This is a genomic window from Arthrobacter livingstonensis (assembly GCF_003219815.1).
Lineage (GTDB): Bacteria > Actinomycetota > Actinomycetes > Actinomycetales > Micrococcaceae > Specibacter > Specibacter livingstonensis.
Map to the genome: position 1 here is coordinate 83,358 of NZ_QJVD01000001.1, position 18,163 is coordinate 101,520.

Here is an 18,163-nt window from a genome sequence, read left to right on the forward strand (position 1 = left end):
GCAACGCCTCCACCTTTGCCTTCTTCGCAGCCACTAGCTGGTTCCTTCCGTCGCCGTGTCATTATCCAAAACTTCAAAACTGCCGTCCGATGCCCCATCCATCAGCATCCCGGCCAGCACATCCAGCCGCTGCAACCGTACCGCGGCCCTCCGACGTTCCCGTTCCACGTCCGCCAGTGCCCGCTGCAGCGCCGCGCGGCCCGGGCCGCCAAGCCTGCGCACCGGCCACTGCCGCCAGCTTCCCGCCGTGGCCGCACGGATGTCCTGAGCCAGCACCTCCGGAATTAGTCCGTCCGGATCCCGCGTGCTGATCCGCAGGATCCTTGCCGGATAAAGTACGACGCCGGCCCCCACCTCGTCGACCAGGGCGGTGCCTTGCGTTCCGGTCCAGAAGATGACGTCGCCCGGCTCCGTGAGCCGGCCCTGCGGATATTCACTGGCGAAGGTGAGCTGGCTGACCGCCCGGCTGCCGTGGTCCCTGGCACCGGTGAGCTCGTCCACGCCGATGACGCGGAACTGGGCGCGCCCGGCAATGGCCGCCTCCACATCGGGGCCGGTGATGCGGTGGCCCGGCAGGTATTTCAAACAGCCGTCCTTCAGCAGCGAGCCGATGACGGCCGGCGTCAAGGGCTGTCCCGTGCCCGGTTGGAGTCCGACGGCCAGGGATGGTTGCGGGGAGCTGTTCAGCCTGGCGATCTGTTCCTCGGCCCTGACCAGTTCCTCGGCCGGTGACCCGGGTGCCGCGGCCGCCATGGCAGCGGGCGGCGGGCCCGGAAGTGAGGCCGTTAGGGATCCGGAACTTGCCAGCAGTGTCCGGGTCGGGACCAGCCGGGCGAAACGAAACGCGTGCGCCCGGATCTCTTCGCGGCCGCCCATGGAGGCGGCAAGGTCGCCGACCAGGTCCTGCCGGACGTCGGCGGACAGCTGCAGGCCTGTCAGGTCGGCGACCATGGTCCACCGCTCGCCAATGGCAACCCCGGCATGGGCCGGCGCCAACACCCACAGGGCCTGCGCCTGTCGTGGCTTGGACCGCAACAAGCCCTGCGGCAGCCGAACAATGGCCCGGACGCGGCCGGAGCGCAAAACGTCCGAACGAATGGCCAGCGCAGCGCGGTTCCGGGCCGGCCCAGTGCCCGTGCCGGACAGCGAGTCCGTCAGCACCGATGCCGGAGCGAGCACCACGGCGGACTGCGTGCCATCCATGCCAAGTGCGATGTTGTCCACGGCCGTCAGCATTTGCGCCGCGTCCATGTCCGGGACGGCCGGCGACGGAAACTGGGCCAGCCGGACCAAAGTCCCGCGCCCATCGGGCACGGGGGAGTCCAGCACCTGGAGGTTTTCCTTGTTTCGCCCATGCACCAGCAGGCGCCGCCGGGCGAGCCGGGTGGCAGGATCGTCGCCGGTCCCCGCGGCCAGGACGGCCGGCTCAACCTCGCCCAGCATGTCGGCGACGTCGCGCAAAAAGTCGCTCCCGCCGTCGTCCATGAACACGGGAGGGGTGGCGCTGCCGGCGGCCAGCTCCAGCGCCGTGGCGGCCACCAGCTCGACGGCGGCATCGGTCAGCGCGGTGGCGGCCTGTTCCTGGGCACCGGTGCGGAAGCGGTCGGCCAGGAGCGCCTCGAAGGCGGCCTCGGCCGTGTAGGAGGCGTCCGTCAGCAGGTCCGCGTAGGTGGCCAGCTGGGACAGTTCCGGGCCGAGCGCTTCGAGCTCGGTGTAGAGGAAGGCGTCGTCCGGGTCGAGTTCGTCGGCAGAGTCCAGGAGTTCGTCGGCGCCTTGCCTGCCCAGCGGGGAGTCCGTCAGGCAGCGCAGGGCCAGCAGCGCCGTGAGCCCGGCGAAGTGCGTCCGCCGGGTGTGCGGGCCGGCAGGAACGGCGAACGCGGCGGCGTCGTCGGCGGCGTGCGGGTTGTTGCCGCGGCCGGTGGATGCGAGCCAGTCCGTGACGTCCCTGGCGTTGAACAGCTCCTGGCTGCCGTCATGTGCGGCGGGGCTTGGAAACGGCGTGGCCGTGTTCCTGCTGCGCGAACGCCACATGGACACCACGGGGCGCTTCACCTTCGCCAGGAGGGCGACGTCCGGAAGGGTGATGCGTAGTTCCTGCGTGCTGCTCATGCGGGTCCCCTTCCTGGCTTGGATGCTGCTGGTTACAGCCTAAGGGCGTTTGTGGCGTCCAGCCCGCATTCGGTGATAACGCCCATTATCAGTCGTTTTCTACAAATTGCTTCGGGGTGCCAATAGCTTCATTCCATGGCCCGAGGGGAACCCGGCGTCGAGACCACGCTGGGGGTGGCCTCGCCGACCGGCAATCCGGAGGCACCCAAACTAAACGGACGGCCGGGCAACCGGCGGACCGCATTGAATGAGGCGAGGCAAGTCATGAAGGACACAGCAGAATGCAGTGAAGATCAGCCGGCGGCGGAAAAGCCCGAGCCGGACGCAGACGGCACCGCCCGGGACCCGGAAGCACCTGCCGTGCGGCGCATCCGCCCGGGAACGCTGGGTCCGCTGGCGGGTTGTTCGGCGCCCTGGCCCTGGTCGGCGGGGGAGCGGTCATGACCATTCCGACGCCGCCGGCTGTTCCGCCTTATTCCACTGTCCCGGAGGCTGCAATGCCGGCTCTTGATCCCCGCACGGATGCACAGGGGCCGGGACTGCCCACCAAGCCCGCGCACAGCAGGAAGCACCTGTACTTCGGCGCCGGCGGCCTGGTCGCCGGGCTCATCGTCGGGCTGCTGCTGGGCGCCGTTGGCGGCGCCGTGGGGGACGCGCTTTCAGCGTCCAACCGCATCGACGACTCCGTGAAGGCCTGCTCCGCCGAGGGCTCCGAGGGCGTGACGGTCATGGACAAGGGCCGGAGCCTGGACATGAAATCTTCCGGAGGGGACTCCACCGGGACGTCCATCACCACGGTGGTGTGCATCCTCAATGAACTTGGGGCCCCGGAAAGCCTCTTCTCCCGGATCGATTCCACGCGAGCTCTTGACGGCACCCGGGAAGCAGCATGGGACGGCTACACGGCCTCTTGGACTTATCACCCGGACAACGGCCTCAACATCATTGTCGAATCAGCGAAATAGTTCAGATTCATTGTCAGGAGAAGCCATGAACAACCCAGAAGTTCCCCGACCCGGCACAACCGCCGGTGCACAGCGTCCGGGGCTGGGCAACGCGCCAGCCACACAACCCCTCCGACCCGCTATGCCGGCCATTCCGCCGGAGGCGCCCAAGCCGGGCGGTCCTGCAAAGCCCGGCCGCGCCGCCAAGCCGACCAAACCGGTCAGGGCAGCAAAGGCTCCGCAAACCCCAAAGTCACCCACACCAAACAAACGGCGCGGCCCGAGGGTAACCGCATTGGTGGTGTCCGGCGTCGTACTTCTTGGCGGGGGAATCTGGCTGGGGACGGCCGTCACGGACCCCACGGCCAGCGAGGAATATGCCGCCCTGGACGCCACGGCACAGACGGCGCAGCAGGACCTGGCCCGGACCCTCACGGACCGGCAGGCGGTCAGCGATGAACTCGACAGCCTGAAATCCGAACTCACCACCCGGGAGGAAGCTGCGGACGCCAAGTCGACGGCAGCCGGCCAGCACGAGGCAGACGTCAAGACGGCGGAGGCGGCGCTAAAAACCCGCGAGGCCGCGGTCAAGAAGCGCGAAGACGCCGTGACCGGAGCCGAGAAGGCCAAGGCCGCGAACACCGTTGGCGACGGCACCTGGACGGTGGGCGTCGACGTTGCACCGGGCACCTACCGGGCCAAGGCCGACGTCGGCTCCACCTGCTACTGGGGCATTTACCGCACCGGCAGTAACGGGGACGACATCATCAACAACGACATTCCCGGCGGCGGACGGCCCTCCGTGGTGCTCTCGGCGGGGCAGGACTTCAACTCCACCCGCTGCGGCTCCTGGGAAAAGCAGTAGCCAGCCTGATTGGCCGCATCCAGCGGCACCTAACCACCTATCTATTAAGGGCGCGGCAGCCTTGCCGTGCCCGAAAGGAATCATCATGACCCAGTACATGCAAGCACCCCAGCAGCTCGCGTCGAAGCCGGGCAGCCTGGAAGGGAACAAGTCGTTCCTGGCCACGTGGCTGCTCGCCCTGTTCCTCGGCTGCTTTGGCGTGGACCGCTTCTACCTCGGGAAGGTGGGCACCGGCCTGCTGAAGCTGTTCACGTTTGGCGGCTTCGGCGTGTGGGTGCTCGTCGACCTCATCATCACCCTGGCCGGGAAGCAGACCGACAAGGCCGGCCGCCCGCTGGCCGGATACTCCAAGAACAAACTGGTGGCGTTGATTGTCACCGCCGTGCTGCTGGTCATCGGTGGAGTGGGAGGCGCGAATGCCGTGAACTCCGCGGGCCAAGCGGTTGACTCCGCCGTGGTGGCGCCGGCCGTGAAAGCCGCTCCGGCCGCTCCGGCTGCTCCGGGCGCGCCAGCTGCGAAGGCCGCCGAGAAGGTGCCGGCCGCTCCAGCCGAGAAAAAATGGACCGAGGTCGTGGCATTGAGTGGCTCCGCGGACCAGGCGAGCCAGGTGTTTGAACTGACAGGGGCAGACGCCCAGCTGAGCTACGAGTTCAAGGGCTCGGACCCGGAGATGGCCGTGGCCGCCGTGTACCTGGAACCCGAAGGCACGGACATCGCAACCGACGGCGGCATTCCGGTGGTCATGCTGTCCAAGCCCGGCGCCAGCACCACCGCGCTGCACAAAAAGCCGGGCAAGTACTTCCTGGACGTGCGGGCAGCCAACCTCGACTCCTGGACGGTCAAGATCGAGGAAAAGAAGTAACTCTGCCCCTATGCGCGGAACTGCGCCCTCGGTTTGGCGCCCGCGTCGCGGAACAGTTTAGGCATGCGCCAAACTCGTGGTGAGTTTCGCGCATGGCAATGCGGGCGCAAAACCCATCACGGGTTTCGCGCCCGCATGAAGTTTCGGGCGCGGCATCCGTCGCTCCGGTAGGAGAGGGGCCGAATTGTCCACCTCAAGCCATCCGGTACCCAGGCGCACCGGGCGGCGCAACCCGGGTGCCGGCGTCGGGCGTTCTCCCATGGAGGGTTCGCCTCCGGTTAATGTGCCGTTCAGGTGGAACACTCCAAGAGGTCCTTCGGCCTTGGCAGCGTGGAAGGCATCATCGCACCCGCATCTGGAAGGCACGCCATGAACGATCTGAAAAAGCTTTTGCCCATGCTCGGCCACACCCGCGGCAAGCGCAGCGCCGTCACCTGCAGCCTCAAATGCGACAACGCCTGTTCCAAGGCCGTCTGCAACACCTCCGCCAACAGCTACTTCCGCGACATCGCCTCGGCGGAGTTCTCCCGCCGCTCGGCCCTGGGACTTGGCCTGGCCGGTGCCCTCAGCGCCGCCGTCATGGTCCAGGGTGCCGAGCCCGCCCAAGCCGGGCAGGGCCAGCACGACGCCGGCCACAAGGGCCACGGGGGCAAGTTGCCTTTCGCTCCGATCAAGCCTGTGGATGCCGCCGTTGACGCCTTCAACGTGCCGAAGGGCTATAGCTGGCAGCCGGTCATCCGCTGGGGCGACCCGCTGTTCAAGGATGCGCCGAACTTTGACTTCGCCCGGCAGACGCCGGCGGCACAGGCCGGCCAGTTCGGCTACAACAACGACTACACCGAGATCCTGCGCCAGCCCAACGGCAAGAAAGGCCTGCTGGTCTGCAACCACGAATACGTCAACCCGCAGATCATGTTCCCGGCCGCCCCTGTGTCCGGTGCCGAAGAGGCCCAGCGCCGCGCCATCTTCCGCAACGCCGTGGGCATGACCGTCGTGGAACTGGAACGCGGGCACAAGGGCCAGCCCTGGGACTACGTCCGCGGCGGCAAGCTCAACCGCCGCATCACGGCGAACACCACCTTTGAGCTGACCGGTCCGCTGGCCGGTTCCGACTTCGTCAAGACCGCTGCCGATCCCGCGGGGCGGCACGTCCTTGGCACGCTCGGCAACTGCTCCGGCGGCTCCACCCCGTGGGGCACCATCCTTTCCGGTGAGGAGAACTTCAACGGCTTCTTCCGCACGGAAGGCACCTCCGCCGAGGACCGCCGTTACGGGCTCGAGGACAAGGCCACGGCCATGGGCTGGGAGCTGGACGATCCCCGCTTCGACGCCCGTGGCGAGGACTACCGCAACGAACCCAACCGCTTCGGCTACATCGTGGAGATCGATCCGGAAAACCCGAACTCCATGCCGCGCAAGCACACCAGCCTGGGCCGCTTCAAGCACGAAGGCGCCAATGTCATCGTCGCCGACAATGGCAAGGTGGTGGCCTACTCGGGCGACGACGAGAGGTTCGATTACCTGTACAAGTTCGTCTCCAAGAACAAGTACAAGAAGAACAACAAGGCCCACAACATGACCCTGCTAACCGAGGGCGACCTCTTCGTGGCACACTTTGCCGGCAACTCGGCTTCGGAGATCGACGGCTCGGGCACGGTCCCCGCCGACGGCAAATTTGACGGCTCCGGCACCTGGCTGCCCCTGGTGGTCAACGGCAGGAGCGCCATTTCCGGTATGAGCGTCCAGGAGGTCCTGGTCCACACTCGCCTGGCCGCGGACAAGGCCGGCGCCACGAAGATGGACCGTTGCGAGGACGTTCAGCCGAACCTGCAAACCGGCAAGGTGTACGTGGCCTGCACCAACAACACCAAGCGCGGCCTTCCCGGACAGGCGGCTGCAGATGAGACGAACCCCCGCGCGGAAAACCGTGACGGCCACATTGTGGAGCTCACCGAGCGCCGCGGTGACGCCACCGCCACCACGTTCAACTGGAACCTGTTGATGCTCTGCGGGGACCCGGCCAAGAACACCGAGACCTACTTCAGCGGCTTCCCGGCCGCCCAGGTGAGCCCCATTTCCTGCCCCGACAACCTGGCCTTCGACACCCAAGGGAACCTGTGGATCTCAACGGACGGCGCGCCGTCGACCATTGGGTACAACGACGGTCTCTTCAAGGTGGGCCTGGAAGGGAAAAACCGCGGAAACGTGCAGCAGTTTGCCTCCATGCCACGCAACGCCGAGACCTGCGGACCCGTCATCCACGACGACGAATCCATGGCTTTTGTGGCCGTCCAGCACCCGGGTGAGGAGGGGACGTACGCCGCGCCGAATTCGTATTTCCCGGACTACGTGGCTGATGGCTCGACGCCGGCACGCGGCCAGGTGCGCGCGCCCCGTCCGTCGATTGTGCAGATCTTCCCCGAGGGTGCCCGGAGAAGGTAAAAAAGAAGGTTAAAACCGATCGCCGGCTGCCGCATGTGTCGCGGCGGCCGGCGGTCGTTTTTGTTGGGTTTCGACGAAAAGGTTGACGCGGACGGTAGCCAATGCTGTATGTTACTCGTCAGTAGGTTTAAGTGTTACGCAAATCACACAACCGTCTTTCCGTGAGGAACAGCCAATGTCGTCCAACGCCTCAGTCACATCCGTGCACCGCAACGTCAAGCACCACTACTTTGCCCACATCGTCCTGATCCTGGTGGTGCTGGCGCTCATTGCGTTCTTCGCCCTGACCACCACCAAGATCGCCAATGGGGCCTCGCAGCTCCAGGACGGAAGCAAGCTCACGTCCGCCGGTGCCGTAAAACTCCAGGATGGGGTTGGCAAGGTTGATGACGGTGCCCACCAGCTGGCAGCGGGAGCGGAAAAGGCGGCCAAGGGCGCTTCCGACGCCAGCGCCGGCGCCGGCAAACTCTCAGCCGGGGCAACGTTGCTCCACTACGGCGTGCAAGATCAGTTGGCCCCGGCCTCTCCGCTGCCAACGACGGCGCCCAGTCGCTGGCCGAAGGCGCGGCTAAAACATCCACCGACGTCCACAACAAGCTGGCCCCCGGTGTTTTTGCCGTAGCCGACGGTGCCACTCAAGTGGCCAGCGGCGGGGCAGCCCTGGATGTCGGCGCAGCCAAGGTGGCCAACGGTGTTGAGCATCAGCTGGCCCCGGGCATCTTCGCCGCCAATAACGGCGCGATCAAACTTCTTGCAGGCGGTAAGGCCTTGAACAACGGTGCCAACAAAATCGCCTCCAGCGTCGAAACCCAGCTAGTGCCGGGCGTGAATGCTGTGGACAATGGCGCGTCGGCTTTGGCTGCCGGAGCCGGACAGGTCAATGCCGGCGCCCAGCAGCTGGATACTGGTCTGGCCACCGCAGCGGACGGCGCGGCCAAGCTCGGTGCCGGCGCAACAGCCGCGAACGCAGGAGCCGAGCAGGTTTCTGCCGGTGCCCAGAATCTTGCAGCTGGTGCAACCCAGCTTTCGGCGGCGCTCACGCCGTCGGACTCCGGTACTAGTCCGCAGAACCTGGCGGACGGTGCCAACCAGCTTGCCGCCGGAACCACCAAGCTCGATGCCGGCATGGTGAAACTCAACCAGGGCACACATGACCTGGAAACGTTCGCCAAGAAAAACCCGCTGGTGCCGGTCGGCCTGATGTTGGCCCAGCTCAAGCAGTTGTCCGACGGAAGTCAGCAACTCGCCGACGGCAGCAAGCAGCTGGACGCCGGAAGCCATGCCATGACCGCCGGATTTGGTGTCCTGGACCAGAAGTTGAACAGCCAGGATCCGGCCAACCCCGGCGTGGTTCTTGGCACCAAGCAGTTAGCCGAAGGTTCCGGGCAGCTCGCTGCGGGGACCAAGCAGCTGGCCGACGGGTTGAACGGCATCCCCAATGATCCGGCCAATCCGGGCCTGGTGGGCGGCACCAAGCAGCTCTCCGCCGGCGCCACCAAGCTGTCCGCCGGTACCAAGCAGCTCGCAGACGGATCCACGGCCTTGCATGCCGGAACCCAGAAACTGGCCGTTGGCGTCAACGGTGTCCCGAATGATCCCGCGAACCCAGGGCTCCTGACCGGGCTTAAGCAGCTCGCCACCGGATCCGGCGCACTGTCCAAGGGCACAGCGCGACTCGCCGATGGCACAGGACAGATTGCCGCTGGTATGACCGGGACAAAGGATGCGCCTGGCCTGATCGGCGGCGTCAAGGCCCTTGCCGCCGGCAGCTCGGCCCTGTCAGCTGGTTCGCAAAAGCTTTCCGCTGGAACGTCCCAGCTGGTCACGGGCATGAACGGCGTCCCTGGCGACCCCGAGCATCCGGGCCTGCTCTTCGCAACGTCCCACCTGCAGGACGGTACGGCCAAGCTCTCCGACGGTACACAACAGCTCAACGAAGGCGTCGCCGGAACACCAGGAGTGGCCGGTTCCGGGCTCATCGCTGGCAGCAAGGCGCTTTCCGACGGCGCCACGAAACTGGCTGACGGCAACGCCAAACTGGCTGAAGGCAACACGGCCATCGCCTCCGGCGCCACTGACCTGTCCGACGGAACCGGTCAGCTGAAAACCGGTGCGGCCAGCCTGGCCGACGGCAACGGACAGGTGGCAGACGGGAGTGCGGAGCTCTACTCCGGCGTTTCCGCAGTCACCCCGGCAGGTGCGGTTTCCTCACCGGCCTCGGCGCCCATCCTGGCGATCCTGGGCGCGCTGGTCATCGCCTTCCTCATGGTGCTGCTCTTCCTGCGGCGAACTGGACGACGCCGGGCATAGCGGCATTGCCAGCCGCCCAGCCCGTTGGCTTGGCGGGCGCGACAGAAGCGGAAAGAAGCATGGTGCCTGCGGGCCCGGACCACTGGTCCGGGCCCGCAGGCGTTTAATGCGCGTTCGCAGGGCTGCGGGACTATTTTTGTTCCCGCATGCGCAACTCCAGGGCTTGCGGCTGCGCATAGTGTTTGTGCAGTTCCGCTATGCGCAATGGCGGGCCGGCGCGCTGCGCCAGTGGACAAGGTGCGCAAGGGCCGGGGTCTGCGGCTGCGCATAAGGAAATTCCTGCCGCCCGGCGTGAACAACATGCGCAACTCCAGGGCTTGCGGCTGCGCATAGTGTTTGTGCAGTTCCGCTATGCGCAATGGCGGGCAGGCGCACTGCGCCAGTGGACAAGGTGCGCAAGGGCCGGGGCCTGCGGCTGCGCATAAGGGAATTCCTGCCGCCCGAGCCGGAATGGGGACCAATACGATCAGAAGCCGGCGGCTTTGTACCAATACGACCAAAAGATTGATGTCCCTTGCCCCTGCCCGGAACATGAACTCAGCACCATTCGTGTTTTACATCACAAAGGAGTGAGCAATGTTCCGTACTTCCACTTTTAATTCCGCGTCGCTTAGCCGCCGGAGCGTTGTCGGCCTTGGCGCGCTGGGCGCCGTCGGCCTGGCGGCCGCCCTGGCCGGCTGCGGCAGCTCCACAGGCGAGAAGGCGGCACCGGGGGCCGCCGGATCCGACACGCCAAGCTACTACCCCGCAGACTACTCAAAACTCATCGATGCCTCGAAAGCGGAGGGCGGCGCCCTCGCGATCTACTCGAACACGGACCAGGAAAACTGGGCGCCGATCCTTCGCGACTTCAAGGCCAAGTACCCCTGGACCAAGGTCTCCGCTGACAACCTCGACAGCGACGAGGTGTTCCAGCGGCAACTGAGCGAATCGGCCACCGGCAAGGCCCCGGCCGACATGCTGGTTTCCAACGCTGTCCAGGCGTGGGCGAGCTATGCCTCAAAGCCGGATTCCCTCATGGCTTATGACTCCCCGGAAACCAAGGAACTGCCTGAGCTCGCCCAGCTGATGCCCAACGTCTGGGCCATGTCGCTTGATCCGGTGGGCATTGCCTACAACTCCGCCCTCATGAAGGAAGCGCCGACGAGCATCGCCGATTTGGCCAAGACCGTCTCCGCCGACACCGGAAAGTACAAGAACAAGATCACCACCCGCGACGTGAAGGGCGCGTGGGGCTTCAGCGTTTCCCATGCCTTCACGGAAGGAAACACCGCGGCCTGGACCGGCCTTGACGAGATCCTGCCGACGGCCCGACCGGAAACATCCTCCGGCACCCAGAAGGAGAAAATCCTCTCCGGGGAATACCTGGCCGGATTCTTCATCAGTTCCGCGGTTGGCTACCCGGCAGAGAAGGCCAGTGGCGGACTGATTAAGTTTGTCCTGCCCAAGGACGGCACCGTTGTCCTGGGCCGCGGAATCGGCATCACGCCCAAGGCGCCGCACCCCGCGACGGCGAAGCTGTTCCTTGACTTTGTCCTGTCCGAGGCCGGCCAGAACGCCGTCGCAGAAGGTGGCCTGAGTTCCTACCGGGAAAATGTTGAGTTGACGGAAGGACGCCACACCTATCAGGAAGTGGAGAAGCTGGCCGGGAAGGACGGCATCATCCGCGTGCCCTACAAGGTGGTCCCGGAAGCCGAAGTCACGGCCTTCGTGTCCAAGTGGAACGCCAAGCTCGGCAACTAGCATCCGTTCCCCCGACAGTGACCAGGCAGGCTAAGCAATGACCACCACCAGCACGGACAAGGCAGTCCAGCCGCCGGCCGGCCGATCCATCCTTCCGGCGCCGAAGTACCCCCGGGTCTTCGGCGTCGGCCGGGGACGGCTCGTGCAATACGGCATCTTCATCCTTTTGGCGCTCTTCGTACTCGCGCCGATCGTCCCGATTCTTTACCAGTCCTTCCGCGACAGGCCGCTGTATGAGGCCGGCGGACTCCTGACGGCCGGCAACTACGTCAAGCTGTTCACGGATGCCGGCTTCGGGCAGGTCGTCCTGAACACCGCGATCTTCGCGGTCGGCACCACGGTGCTGACCCTCGTGATTGCGATTCCGATGGCGGTACTCGTCGTCCGCACCCGCCTGCCGTTTGGCCGGCTGCTCGGCCTGTCCATGCAGTGGCCCTTCTTCATCTCATCGCTCATCCTCGGCTTCGGCTGGATCACCCTTTACGGGCCCGCCGGCTTCATCAGCGTCCAGCTCCGCCAGGTCTTCGGGTTTGTGCCGTGGAACCTGTACTCCCTGGGTGGCATGGCCGTCACCGAGGCCGTGGGGCTGGCTCCCATCGCCTATGTCTTCTGCGCCAATGCCCTGCGTCAGTCGGATGCGTCGCTGGAGAGCGCCGCCCGCGTTTGCGGTGCCGGACCGGTCCGCATCCTCTTCCAGGTGGTGGTGCCGATGCTCCGGCCACCGATTGTCTACAGCTCCATCCTGATCTTCAGCATGTCGCTGGAAACCCTCAGCGTGCCGCTGCTCTACGGCACGCCGGTGCGCATCGAGGTGTTCTCCACCTTCCTCTACACGAACGGGCTGCAATCCATCTCGCCCGACTACGGCATCCTGGGTGCCGCCTCGACCCTTATCCTGGCCGTGACGATTGGCACCGTGGCCATTCAGGCGAAGGTCCTTAAAAACGCGCAACGGTTTATTTCCGTCCGCGGCAAGGCCACCCGGCCGCGGCTGCTTGACCTCGGCTGGATCCGCTGGGTAGCTGCGGCAGCGATCGTCATTTACATCATCTTCGGCGCCCTCCTGCCGATCCTGGGGCTCGTCTTCAGGTCGTTCACCATGATCTTCACCCCGCTGCAGAACCCGTTTGATACCCTGACGCTGTCCAACTACCAGCGCGTGTTCACGTTCCCCGTCTACGTCCAATCCATCACGAACAGCGTTGTGGTGGCTGCGGTGGGGGCGGTCCTGGTCAGCGTGCTGGCCCTGCTTGCCGTCCTGGTTGCGCGGCGTTCGCCGTTCAAGTTTGCCCGCAGCGTGGAATACCTGGCCCTGGCCCCCCAGGCGATGCCCGGCATCATCGTGGGCATCGGCTTCTTCTGGGCCTTCGCCCTGACCCCCGGCGGAGGCTGGGTGCAGGGAACGCTCATGGCGGTCATCATCGCCTTTGGCCTCCGCGCACTGCCCACGGCGTTCGGCTCCATTGCCCCGGCCATCATGCAGATTGGCCGCGAGCTCGACGACGCCGCCCGGACCTCCGGCGCGGACTGGTTTGGGACCTTCTTCCGCATCCTCCGCACGCTGCTGCGCCCGGCCTTTGTCGGGGCGCTCATCCTGGTGTTTGTCACCATGATGAAGGAATACTCCGCCGCACTGTTCCTGTCCTCGGCCAACACCGGCGTGATTGGAACCACCATGCTCGACCTGTGGGTGCAGGGCAACACCGGTTCCGTCGCCGCGCTGGCCACCATCCAAATTGCAATCACCGCCGTGTTCGTCGCCGTGGCGAACCTGTTCATGAAGGGACATACCGATGCCTGAAGTACAGGTCTCAGGGCTGCATAAGAAGTTTGGCGACGTAACAGTCCTGAACGACATCAATTTCACCATCCGTGAAGGGGAGTTCTTCACCCTGCTGGGCCCCAGCGGTTGCGGAAAGTCGACCACGCTGAACTGCATCGCCGGGCTGGAGTCGCCCACAGCGGGCAGCATCACCGTGGACGGCGTGCCCTTTGTCGACACGGCCAAGAAGCTTTACGTACCCACCGAGGAACGCAACCTCGGCATGGTGTTCCAGTCCTACGCCCTCTGGCCGCACATGACGGTGGAGGCGAACCTGGTGATGCCGCTGGCCATCCGCAAGGTCTCCAAGGAGGAAAAGGCCGTACGGATCCATGAGGCGCTTGACACCGTGGGCCTGGCACACCTGAAGGACCGCTACCCCCACCAGCTCTCCGGCGGCCAACAGCAGCGTGTGGCACTCGCACGCGCACTGGTGTATTCGCCGTCGGTCCTGCTGCTGGACGAGCCGCTGTCCAACCTGGACGCGAAGCTGCGCGAGCAGTCCCGGGCGTGGCTTAAGCGCCTGCAGGTGGAGCTCGGCATCACCACCGTGTACGTGACCCACGACCAGGACGAGGCCCTGTCCCTGAGCGACAGGATCGCCGTGATGTTCGAGGGAAACATGACCCAGATCGGCGCGCCGGCCGAAATCTACGAGAGGCCCGCCACGGCCGCCGTCGCCGCATTTGTGGGAAGCTGCAATTTCTTCACCGGGCGCCTGGAAGAGACGCGGGGAGGCATCGCGCGCGTCCGCCTCGACAACACCGGGCTCGTCGTGAAAGTCGCCAGCACCCTTGCACTCAGCCCTGGCGATGCCGTGACGGTGGCGGTACGGCCCGAGCGCCTGACCATCACACCGGCGTCGGCGGACGTCACGGGGGCCAATGTGCTCGACACCTCGGTGCTGACCCGTTCTTATGTCGGTTCCCGCTACGAGTACGGACTCAAGCTGGGCACCAATGTGGTTCAGGTCATCTCACCGACCGGAAACCTCGACGGCGATGTCCGGCTCGTGTTCGACGCCGACGACGCACTCCTTTATGCGGGGTCCAATGTTCCCTCGGCCGAAGCCCAGGAACTCATGACGGTCGCCTCGTGACCCGCCAACCGTGAGGGGACCGAAGGTGACGGAGCGCAAGGGGCGGCCGCGGGCGGTCATGTTCGTGCTGGCGCACGCCGTCGTCCTCCAGGTCATCACCTTCGCCATGCGGCCAACGCTGTCCTATGCCGTCCTGGACGTGGGCGGTTCGCAGGCACTGTTGGGCGTGGTGGTCGCCGCCTTTGCCGTGCCGGCGCTCCTGCTGGCGCTGCCGGCCGGCCACGTCATAGACCGCATCGGTGAACGGGCCGCACTGCTCACCGGCGCGGCCGCGCTGATCGTAGCGGCGTTGATCGCTTCCTTTGGCGGCAGCTCGGTGGGCGTGCTGTTGCTGGCCACCATGTTCCTGGGCATGGGCCACCTGCTCTCCGTGATCGGGGAGCAGGCCATGGTTGCCAATACCACGAGCCGGGGGCAGTTTGACTCCAAGTTCGGGTACTTTACGTTTGCCTCGGCGCTCGGCCAAACGATCGGGCCGCTCCTGCTGGCACTGCCCGGAGGAACCGTGGAGACGCCTCCCGTGGGGCTCATCTTCATGGTATGCGGCGCGCTTAGCGTCGTCCTGCTGGGCATCTCCTTCTTCGTCCGAAGCTCTGAGCGGTCCGCCACGGGGAAACGGGCCAGGATGCTGCCGGCGGCCGCGGCGCTGCTGCGCATCCCCGGCCTGGTGCGCGCTCTCCTGGCCGGCAGCATCGTGCTGGCTTCGGTCGACCTGTTCCTGGCCTACCTGCCGGCGCTCGGCCACGAACGCGGGATCGCGGCCGTCGTCATCAGCGCACTGCTGGTGGTCCGGTCGATGTTCTCGATGTTCTCGCGCCTGTTCCTTGGCCGCATGGTTAAGCTGCTGGGCCGACGCAGGCTGATGGTGTGGACCATTGCGGCCTCGGCCGTTGTGCTGTCCGCCTTCGCCCTTCCCCTTCCCGTCGCCATGTTGATGGTGCTCGCGGCCGTCTTTGGATTCGCCATCGGCACCTGCCAACCCATCACGATGTCGTGGATCGCCGAACTGGCCACCCCCGGCACCCGCGGGCTGGCGATGTCACTGCGGCTTGCCAGCAACCGCCTGGGACAAACCGTGCTGCCGTCCCTGTTGGGGACGCTTTCGGCCGCAACAGGGGCAGCGGGCGTCTTTGTCGCAACCGGCATCATGCTGTTCGGAGGCGCCTGGTCCGGGGCCGCCGTCGGCGAGGCCGAACGCGAGGAAGAGGACGATGTACCAGCCAGCAAATAGTCCCCAGCCGCTCCCACTACTCGCAAGCTCGCAGCGGGTCCCTCGCGGCAGTGGGCCCACCCAGCCGCTCCCACTGCTCGCAAGTCCCCAGCCGCTCCCACTGCTCGCAAGCTCGCAGAGGGTCCCTCGCGGCAGTGGGCCCACGCAGCGGGTCCCTCGCGGCAGTGGGCCCAGCCAGCCGCTCCCACTGCTCGCAAGTCCCCAGCCGCTCCCACTGCTCGCAAGCTCGCAGCGGGTCCCTCGCGGCAGTGGGCCCAGCCCCTTCCTCTGGCAAAATGGGGGTATGAGACGACGGATGACATTGCGGGCGCAGTTGCTGCTGCTTCAGGTCGTGATCGTGCTCATCACCATCGTGGGGACGGGCGCCGTCGCCAGCTTGACGCAGGAGCACCAGCTTAGGGCCAATTATCGCGACCGGATGATTGGGGTTGCCCAGTCAATCTCGACGAATCCGGTGATCATCGATGCCTTCGCCGAAAAGGATCCAAGCCACACCATCCAGCCGATCACCGAATTGATCAGCAAGGCATCCGGGATCGCTTACGCGGTGGTCATGAACCAGGAAGGAATCCGCTATTCGCATCCCGATCCCGACGAGATCGGGAAACACGTCTCCACTGATCCAGCGGAAGTGCTGTCAGGGGACACCTACGTCGGTACCCAAACGGGCACCCTCGGTGAGTCCTGGCGTGTCAAGGTGCCTGCCCATTTTCGACACCCGCCATTCCGTGATCGGTGCGGTTTCCGTCGGCGTCCTGGAATCGGACCTGCGCAGCGAGTACCTGTCGAATTCCGTGTGGTTGTTTGTGACCATTGCGATCGCGGCGATCTTTGGTGTGATCGGTGCCGCCTGGGTGACAGTGGTCATCCGCAAGCGCATCTTTGGCCTGGAACCGGAACAGATTGCCGGGCTGCTGGAGGAGCGCGAGGCCATACTTCACGGCGTGAGGGAAGGCGTGGTCGCCGTTGATGAATTTGGCCGCATCGTGTTGATCAACGACGCCGCCGTCCGCCTGCTCTCCCTCGAAGACGAGCCGGACCTGGTGGGCACGCTCGCCAAGGAACACCTCGACGATGTGCTGGTGGGGCTGCTGGACGACGGCGACACCGAGCAATCCCTGGCGCTTTCCGGGGAGCGTGTGCTGTTGGTGCGCCGCGACGTCGCCAAAATAGGTGGCCGTCCCATCGGCACCATCCTGATCCTGCGCGACAACACCGAATTGCACACCTTGCTCCGCGACCTCGACGGCGTGCAGGGCCTGGCTGACGGTCTCCGCGCCCAGGCGCACGGTTTCGCCAACAAGCTTCACGTGATTTCCGGACTCCTTGAACTCGGCCGGGTGGACCAGGCCGTTTCCTTCATTTCGCATGAGCGGAGCGGCGGGACGCTCCTCGGAGTGACGGGGCGGACGGGCATCCGCGAACTTGAGGTCGCGGCGCTTCTGCTCATGAAGCAGACGCGCGCGGAGGAGCTTGGCATCGCCATCACCATCGAACCGGACTCCACACTGCCGCTGCTGACATCGCGGCCGTCGGCGGAAATCCTGCGCGCCGACCTGGTGACGATCATCGGCAACCTGCTCGACAACGCCGCTGAAGCCACGGGGGCCGGCGGCCGGATTTCGGTGTCCGTCCATGAGCAGGCGGCAGCCAACGGCGCGGGGGCGCTGGTTATCTCCGTCGCCGACTCCGGCGAGGGAATCCCGCACGGGCTGCGGAAGCGGGTCTTCACCGCCGGGTATTCGTCAAAGGCTGCACGTCCGGGGGCGGTTTCCACCGGCCGCGGCATCGGCCTGACGCTCGTCAAACGCATCGCGACGCGGTATTGTGGCACCGTTGAGATCGGCGACGGCCTGCCCGCGGCCGGCAAGTCAGGTGCGGGGTGCGCGACGCACGGGGCAAGGATCACCGTGACCCTGCCGGTCAGCCGCGGGGACATTGCGTCGGCCGAGCGGATCGAATCGTCCATAGGCGGAATGCCATGAGCGCCCACCTGAGGGTTGTCATTGTCGAAGATGACATCGCCGTGGCGCTGATCAACCGGGAGTTTGTTGCCTCGCACCCCGGCTTCACCGTTGTGGGCGAGGCACACTCGGGCACGGAGGCCGTGGCCCTCATCGAGAAGCTGAGGCCCGACGTCGTCCTGCTGGACTTTTACCTGCCGGACTTCTCGGGCCTGGAGGTCCTCTCCCGGCTCAGCCTGGACCGCAGCAGCCAGCTGGAAGTCATCGCGGTCACGGCCGCGAGGGACCTGGACAGCGTGCGGGAGGCCCGGGCGAAGGGCGTGCGCCACTATTTGGTGAAACCGTTTATGGCCTCCGCCTTGTTTGAGCGGCTCGATGAAGTCCTGAAGCAGTTCGACACCATGCGCCGGTCTTCCCGGGGGAAACTCCTGGACCAGCTCAGCGTTGACGCGATCATTGCCAGCACCGGCGGTCGGTACGCTCCGCCGCCCAAGGGCCTCTCGGATGCGACCCTGCAGCGTGTGCACATCGCCCTCCAGTCCGCCGGCACCGACCTCTCGGCCGCCGAGCTGGCCGAGCGTGTGGGCATGTCGCGCGTGGGCGCACGGCGTTATCTGGAACACCTTGTCGACATCGGGCGTGCCACGCTGACTCCGCGGTACGGCGGGGCAGGCCGGCCTGAGAACCGCTACAGAAGTCCGTCCTAGGGCGGGAGTTCCCGCCGTCGTGCCTCATTTGTCAAGGCGCGACGGCGGCGCACCGGGGGCTGCCC

Annotated in this window: 14 protein-coding genes and 1 pseudogene; 14 read left to right on the plus strand and 1 reads right to left on the minus strand. The window is 65.9% G+C overall.

Annotated features, from left to right (window positions below; all coding sequences use genetic code 11):
• Window positions 1–33: 33 nt before the first annotated feature.
• Entirely contained in the window at window positions 34–2,109 is a 2,076-nt protein-coding gene (locus tag CVV68_RS00360; RefSeq protein WP_110499025.1) for a hypothetical protein, read from the minus strand.
• Window positions 2,110–2,373: 264 nt separating this feature from the next.
• On the opposite strand from CVV68_RS00360, the gene CVV68_RS23030 reads away from it, so the two are divergent.
• The 14 genes and pseudogenes from CVV68_RS23030 to CVV68_RS00425 all read left to right on the plus strand — a co-directional run bounded on the left by CVV68_RS23030 (window position 2,374) and on the right by CVV68_RS00425 (window position 18,098).
• Window positions 2,374–2,553, plus strand: coding sequence for a hypothetical protein (locus CVV68_RS23030; protein WP_146238778.1), 180 nt, complete (start codon window positions 2,374–2,376; stop codon window positions 2,551–2,553).
• Window positions 2,550–3,074, plus strand: coding sequence for a hypothetical protein (locus CVV68_RS00365; RefSeq protein ID WP_146238779.1), 525 nt, complete (start codon window positions 2,550–2,552; stop codon window positions 3,072–3,074). Before CVV68_RS23030 ends, CVV68_RS00365 begins: the two co-directional genes overlap by 4 nt.
• A 25-nt stretch (window positions 3,075–3,099) precedes the next feature.
• Window positions 3,100–3,918 (plus strand): Rv1352/Rv1906c domain-containing protein, encoded by an 819-nt coding sequence (locus tag CVV68_RS00370; protein WP_146238780.1) that lies wholly within the window; start codon window positions 3,100–3,102, stop codon window positions 3,916–3,918.
• Between the two features lie 85 nt (window positions 3,919–4,003).
• Window positions 4,004–4,780: a TM2 domain-containing protein gene (locus CVV68_RS00375; RefSeq protein ID WP_110499028.1), complete on the plus strand. Its 777-nt coding sequence runs from the start codon at window positions 4,004–4,006 to the stop codon at window positions 4,778–4,780.
• A gap of 369 nt (window positions 4,781–5,149) precedes the next feature.
• Window positions 5,150–7,222, plus strand: a complete 2,073-nt coding sequence (locus CVV68_RS00380; RefSeq protein ID WP_110499330.1) for a PhoX family protein — start codon at window positions 5,150–5,152, stop codon at window positions 7,220–7,222.
• A gap of 175 nt (window positions 7,223–7,397) precedes the next feature.
• Window positions 7,398–7,844, plus strand: coding sequence for a hypothetical protein (locus CVV68_RS00385; protein ID WP_110499029.1), 447 nt, complete (start codon window positions 7,398–7,400; stop codon window positions 7,842–7,844).
• 17 nt (window positions 7,845–7,861) lie between these two features.
• The gene (locus CVV68_RS00390; RefSeq protein ID WP_110499030.1) at window positions 7,862–9,532 is read left to right on the plus strand and encodes a YhgE/Pip domain-containing protein; all 1,671 of its coding nucleotides are present in this window, start codon (window positions 7,862–7,864) and stop codon (window positions 9,530–9,532) included.
• Window positions 9,533–10,108: 576 nt separating this feature from the next.
• Window positions 10,109–11,275: an ABC transporter substrate-binding protein gene (locus CVV68_RS00395; protein ID WP_110499031.1), complete on the plus strand. Its 1,167-nt coding sequence runs from the start codon at window positions 10,109–10,111 to the stop codon at window positions 11,273–11,275.
• Window positions 11,276–11,312: 37 nt separating this feature from the next.
• A complete protein-coding gene (locus CVV68_RS00400) occupies window positions 11,313–13,076 on the plus strand; it encodes an ABC transporter permease (protein WP_110499032.1) in 1,764 nt (587 codons plus the stop codon).
• On the plus strand, window positions 13,069–14,196 hold the full coding sequence (locus CVV68_RS00405; RefSeq protein ID WP_110499033.1) for an ABC transporter ATP-binding protein: 1,128 nt from the start codon (window positions 13,069–13,071) through the stop codon (window positions 14,194–14,196). The genes CVV68_RS00400 and CVV68_RS00405 overlap by 8 nt, the downstream gene beginning before the upstream one ends.
• A gap of 25 nt (window positions 14,197–14,221) precedes the next feature.
• Window positions 14,222–15,427 (plus strand): MFS transporter, encoded by a 1,206-nt coding sequence (locus tag CVV68_RS00410; RefSeq protein WP_146238781.1) that lies wholly within the window; start codon window positions 14,222–14,224, stop codon window positions 15,425–15,427.
• A 418-nt stretch (window positions 15,428–15,845) separates the two neighbouring features.
• Window positions 15,846–16,076, plus strand: a pseudogene (locus CVV68_RS24835) (sensor histidine kinase); the annotation flags it as partial.
• A 40-nt stretch (window positions 16,077–16,116) separates the two neighbouring features.
• Entirely contained in the window at window positions 16,117–17,412 is a 1,296-nt protein-coding gene (locus CVV68_RS00420; protein ID WP_245933249.1) for a sensor histidine kinase, read from the plus strand.
• Entirely contained in the window at window positions 17,409–18,098 is a 690-nt protein-coding gene (locus CVV68_RS00425; protein WP_110499037.1) for a response regulator, read from the plus strand. Before CVV68_RS00420 ends, CVV68_RS00425 begins: the two co-directional genes overlap by 4 nt.
• The last annotated feature ends 65 nt before the right edge of the window (window positions 18,099–18,163 follow it).

Excerpts from the sequence above, each read along its gene's own strand:
- CVV68_RS00360 (WP_110499025.1), bottom strand. The coding sequence starts at position 2,109 with ATGAGCAGCACGCAGGAACTACGCATCACCCTTCCGGACGTCGCCCTC.
- CVV68_RS23030 (WP_146238778.1), top strand. The coding sequence starts at position 2,374 with ATGAAGGACACAGCAGAATGCAGTGAAGATCAGCCGGCGGCGGAAAAG.
- CVV68_RS00365 (WP_146238779.1), top strand. The coding sequence starts at position 2,550 with ATGACCATTCCGACGCCGCCGGCTGTTCCGCCTTATTCCACTGTCCCG.
- CVV68_RS00370 (WP_146238780.1), top strand. The coding sequence starts at position 3,100 with ATGAACAACCCAGAAGTTCCCCGACCCGGCACAACCGCCGGTGCACAG.
- CVV68_RS00375 (WP_110499028.1), top strand. The coding sequence starts at position 4,004 with ATGACCCAGTACATGCAAGCACCCCAGCAGCTCGCGTCGAAGCCGGGC.
- CVV68_RS00380 (WP_110499330.1), top strand. The coding sequence starts at position 5,150 with ATGAACGATCTGAAAAAGCTTTTGCCCATGCTCGGCCACACCCGCGGC.
- CVV68_RS00385 (WP_110499029.1), top strand. The coding sequence starts at position 7,398 with ATGTCGTCCAACGCCTCAGTCACATCCGTGCACCGCAACGTCAAGCAC.
- CVV68_RS00395 (WP_110499031.1), top strand. The coding sequence starts at position 10,109 with ATGTTCCGTACTTCCACTTTTAATTCCGCGTCGCTTAGCCGCCGGAGC.
- CVV68_RS00400 (WP_110499032.1), top strand. The coding sequence starts at position 11,313 with ATGACCACCACCAGCACGGACAAGGCAGTCCAGCCGCCGGCCGGCCGA.
- CVV68_RS00405 (WP_110499033.1), top strand. The coding sequence starts at position 13,069 with ATGCCTGAAGTACAGGTCTCAGGGCTGCATAAGAAGTTTGGCGACGTA.
- CVV68_RS00425 (WP_110499037.1), top strand. The coding sequence starts at position 17,409 with ATGAGCGCCCACCTGAGGGTTGTCATTGTCGAAGATGACATCGCCGTG.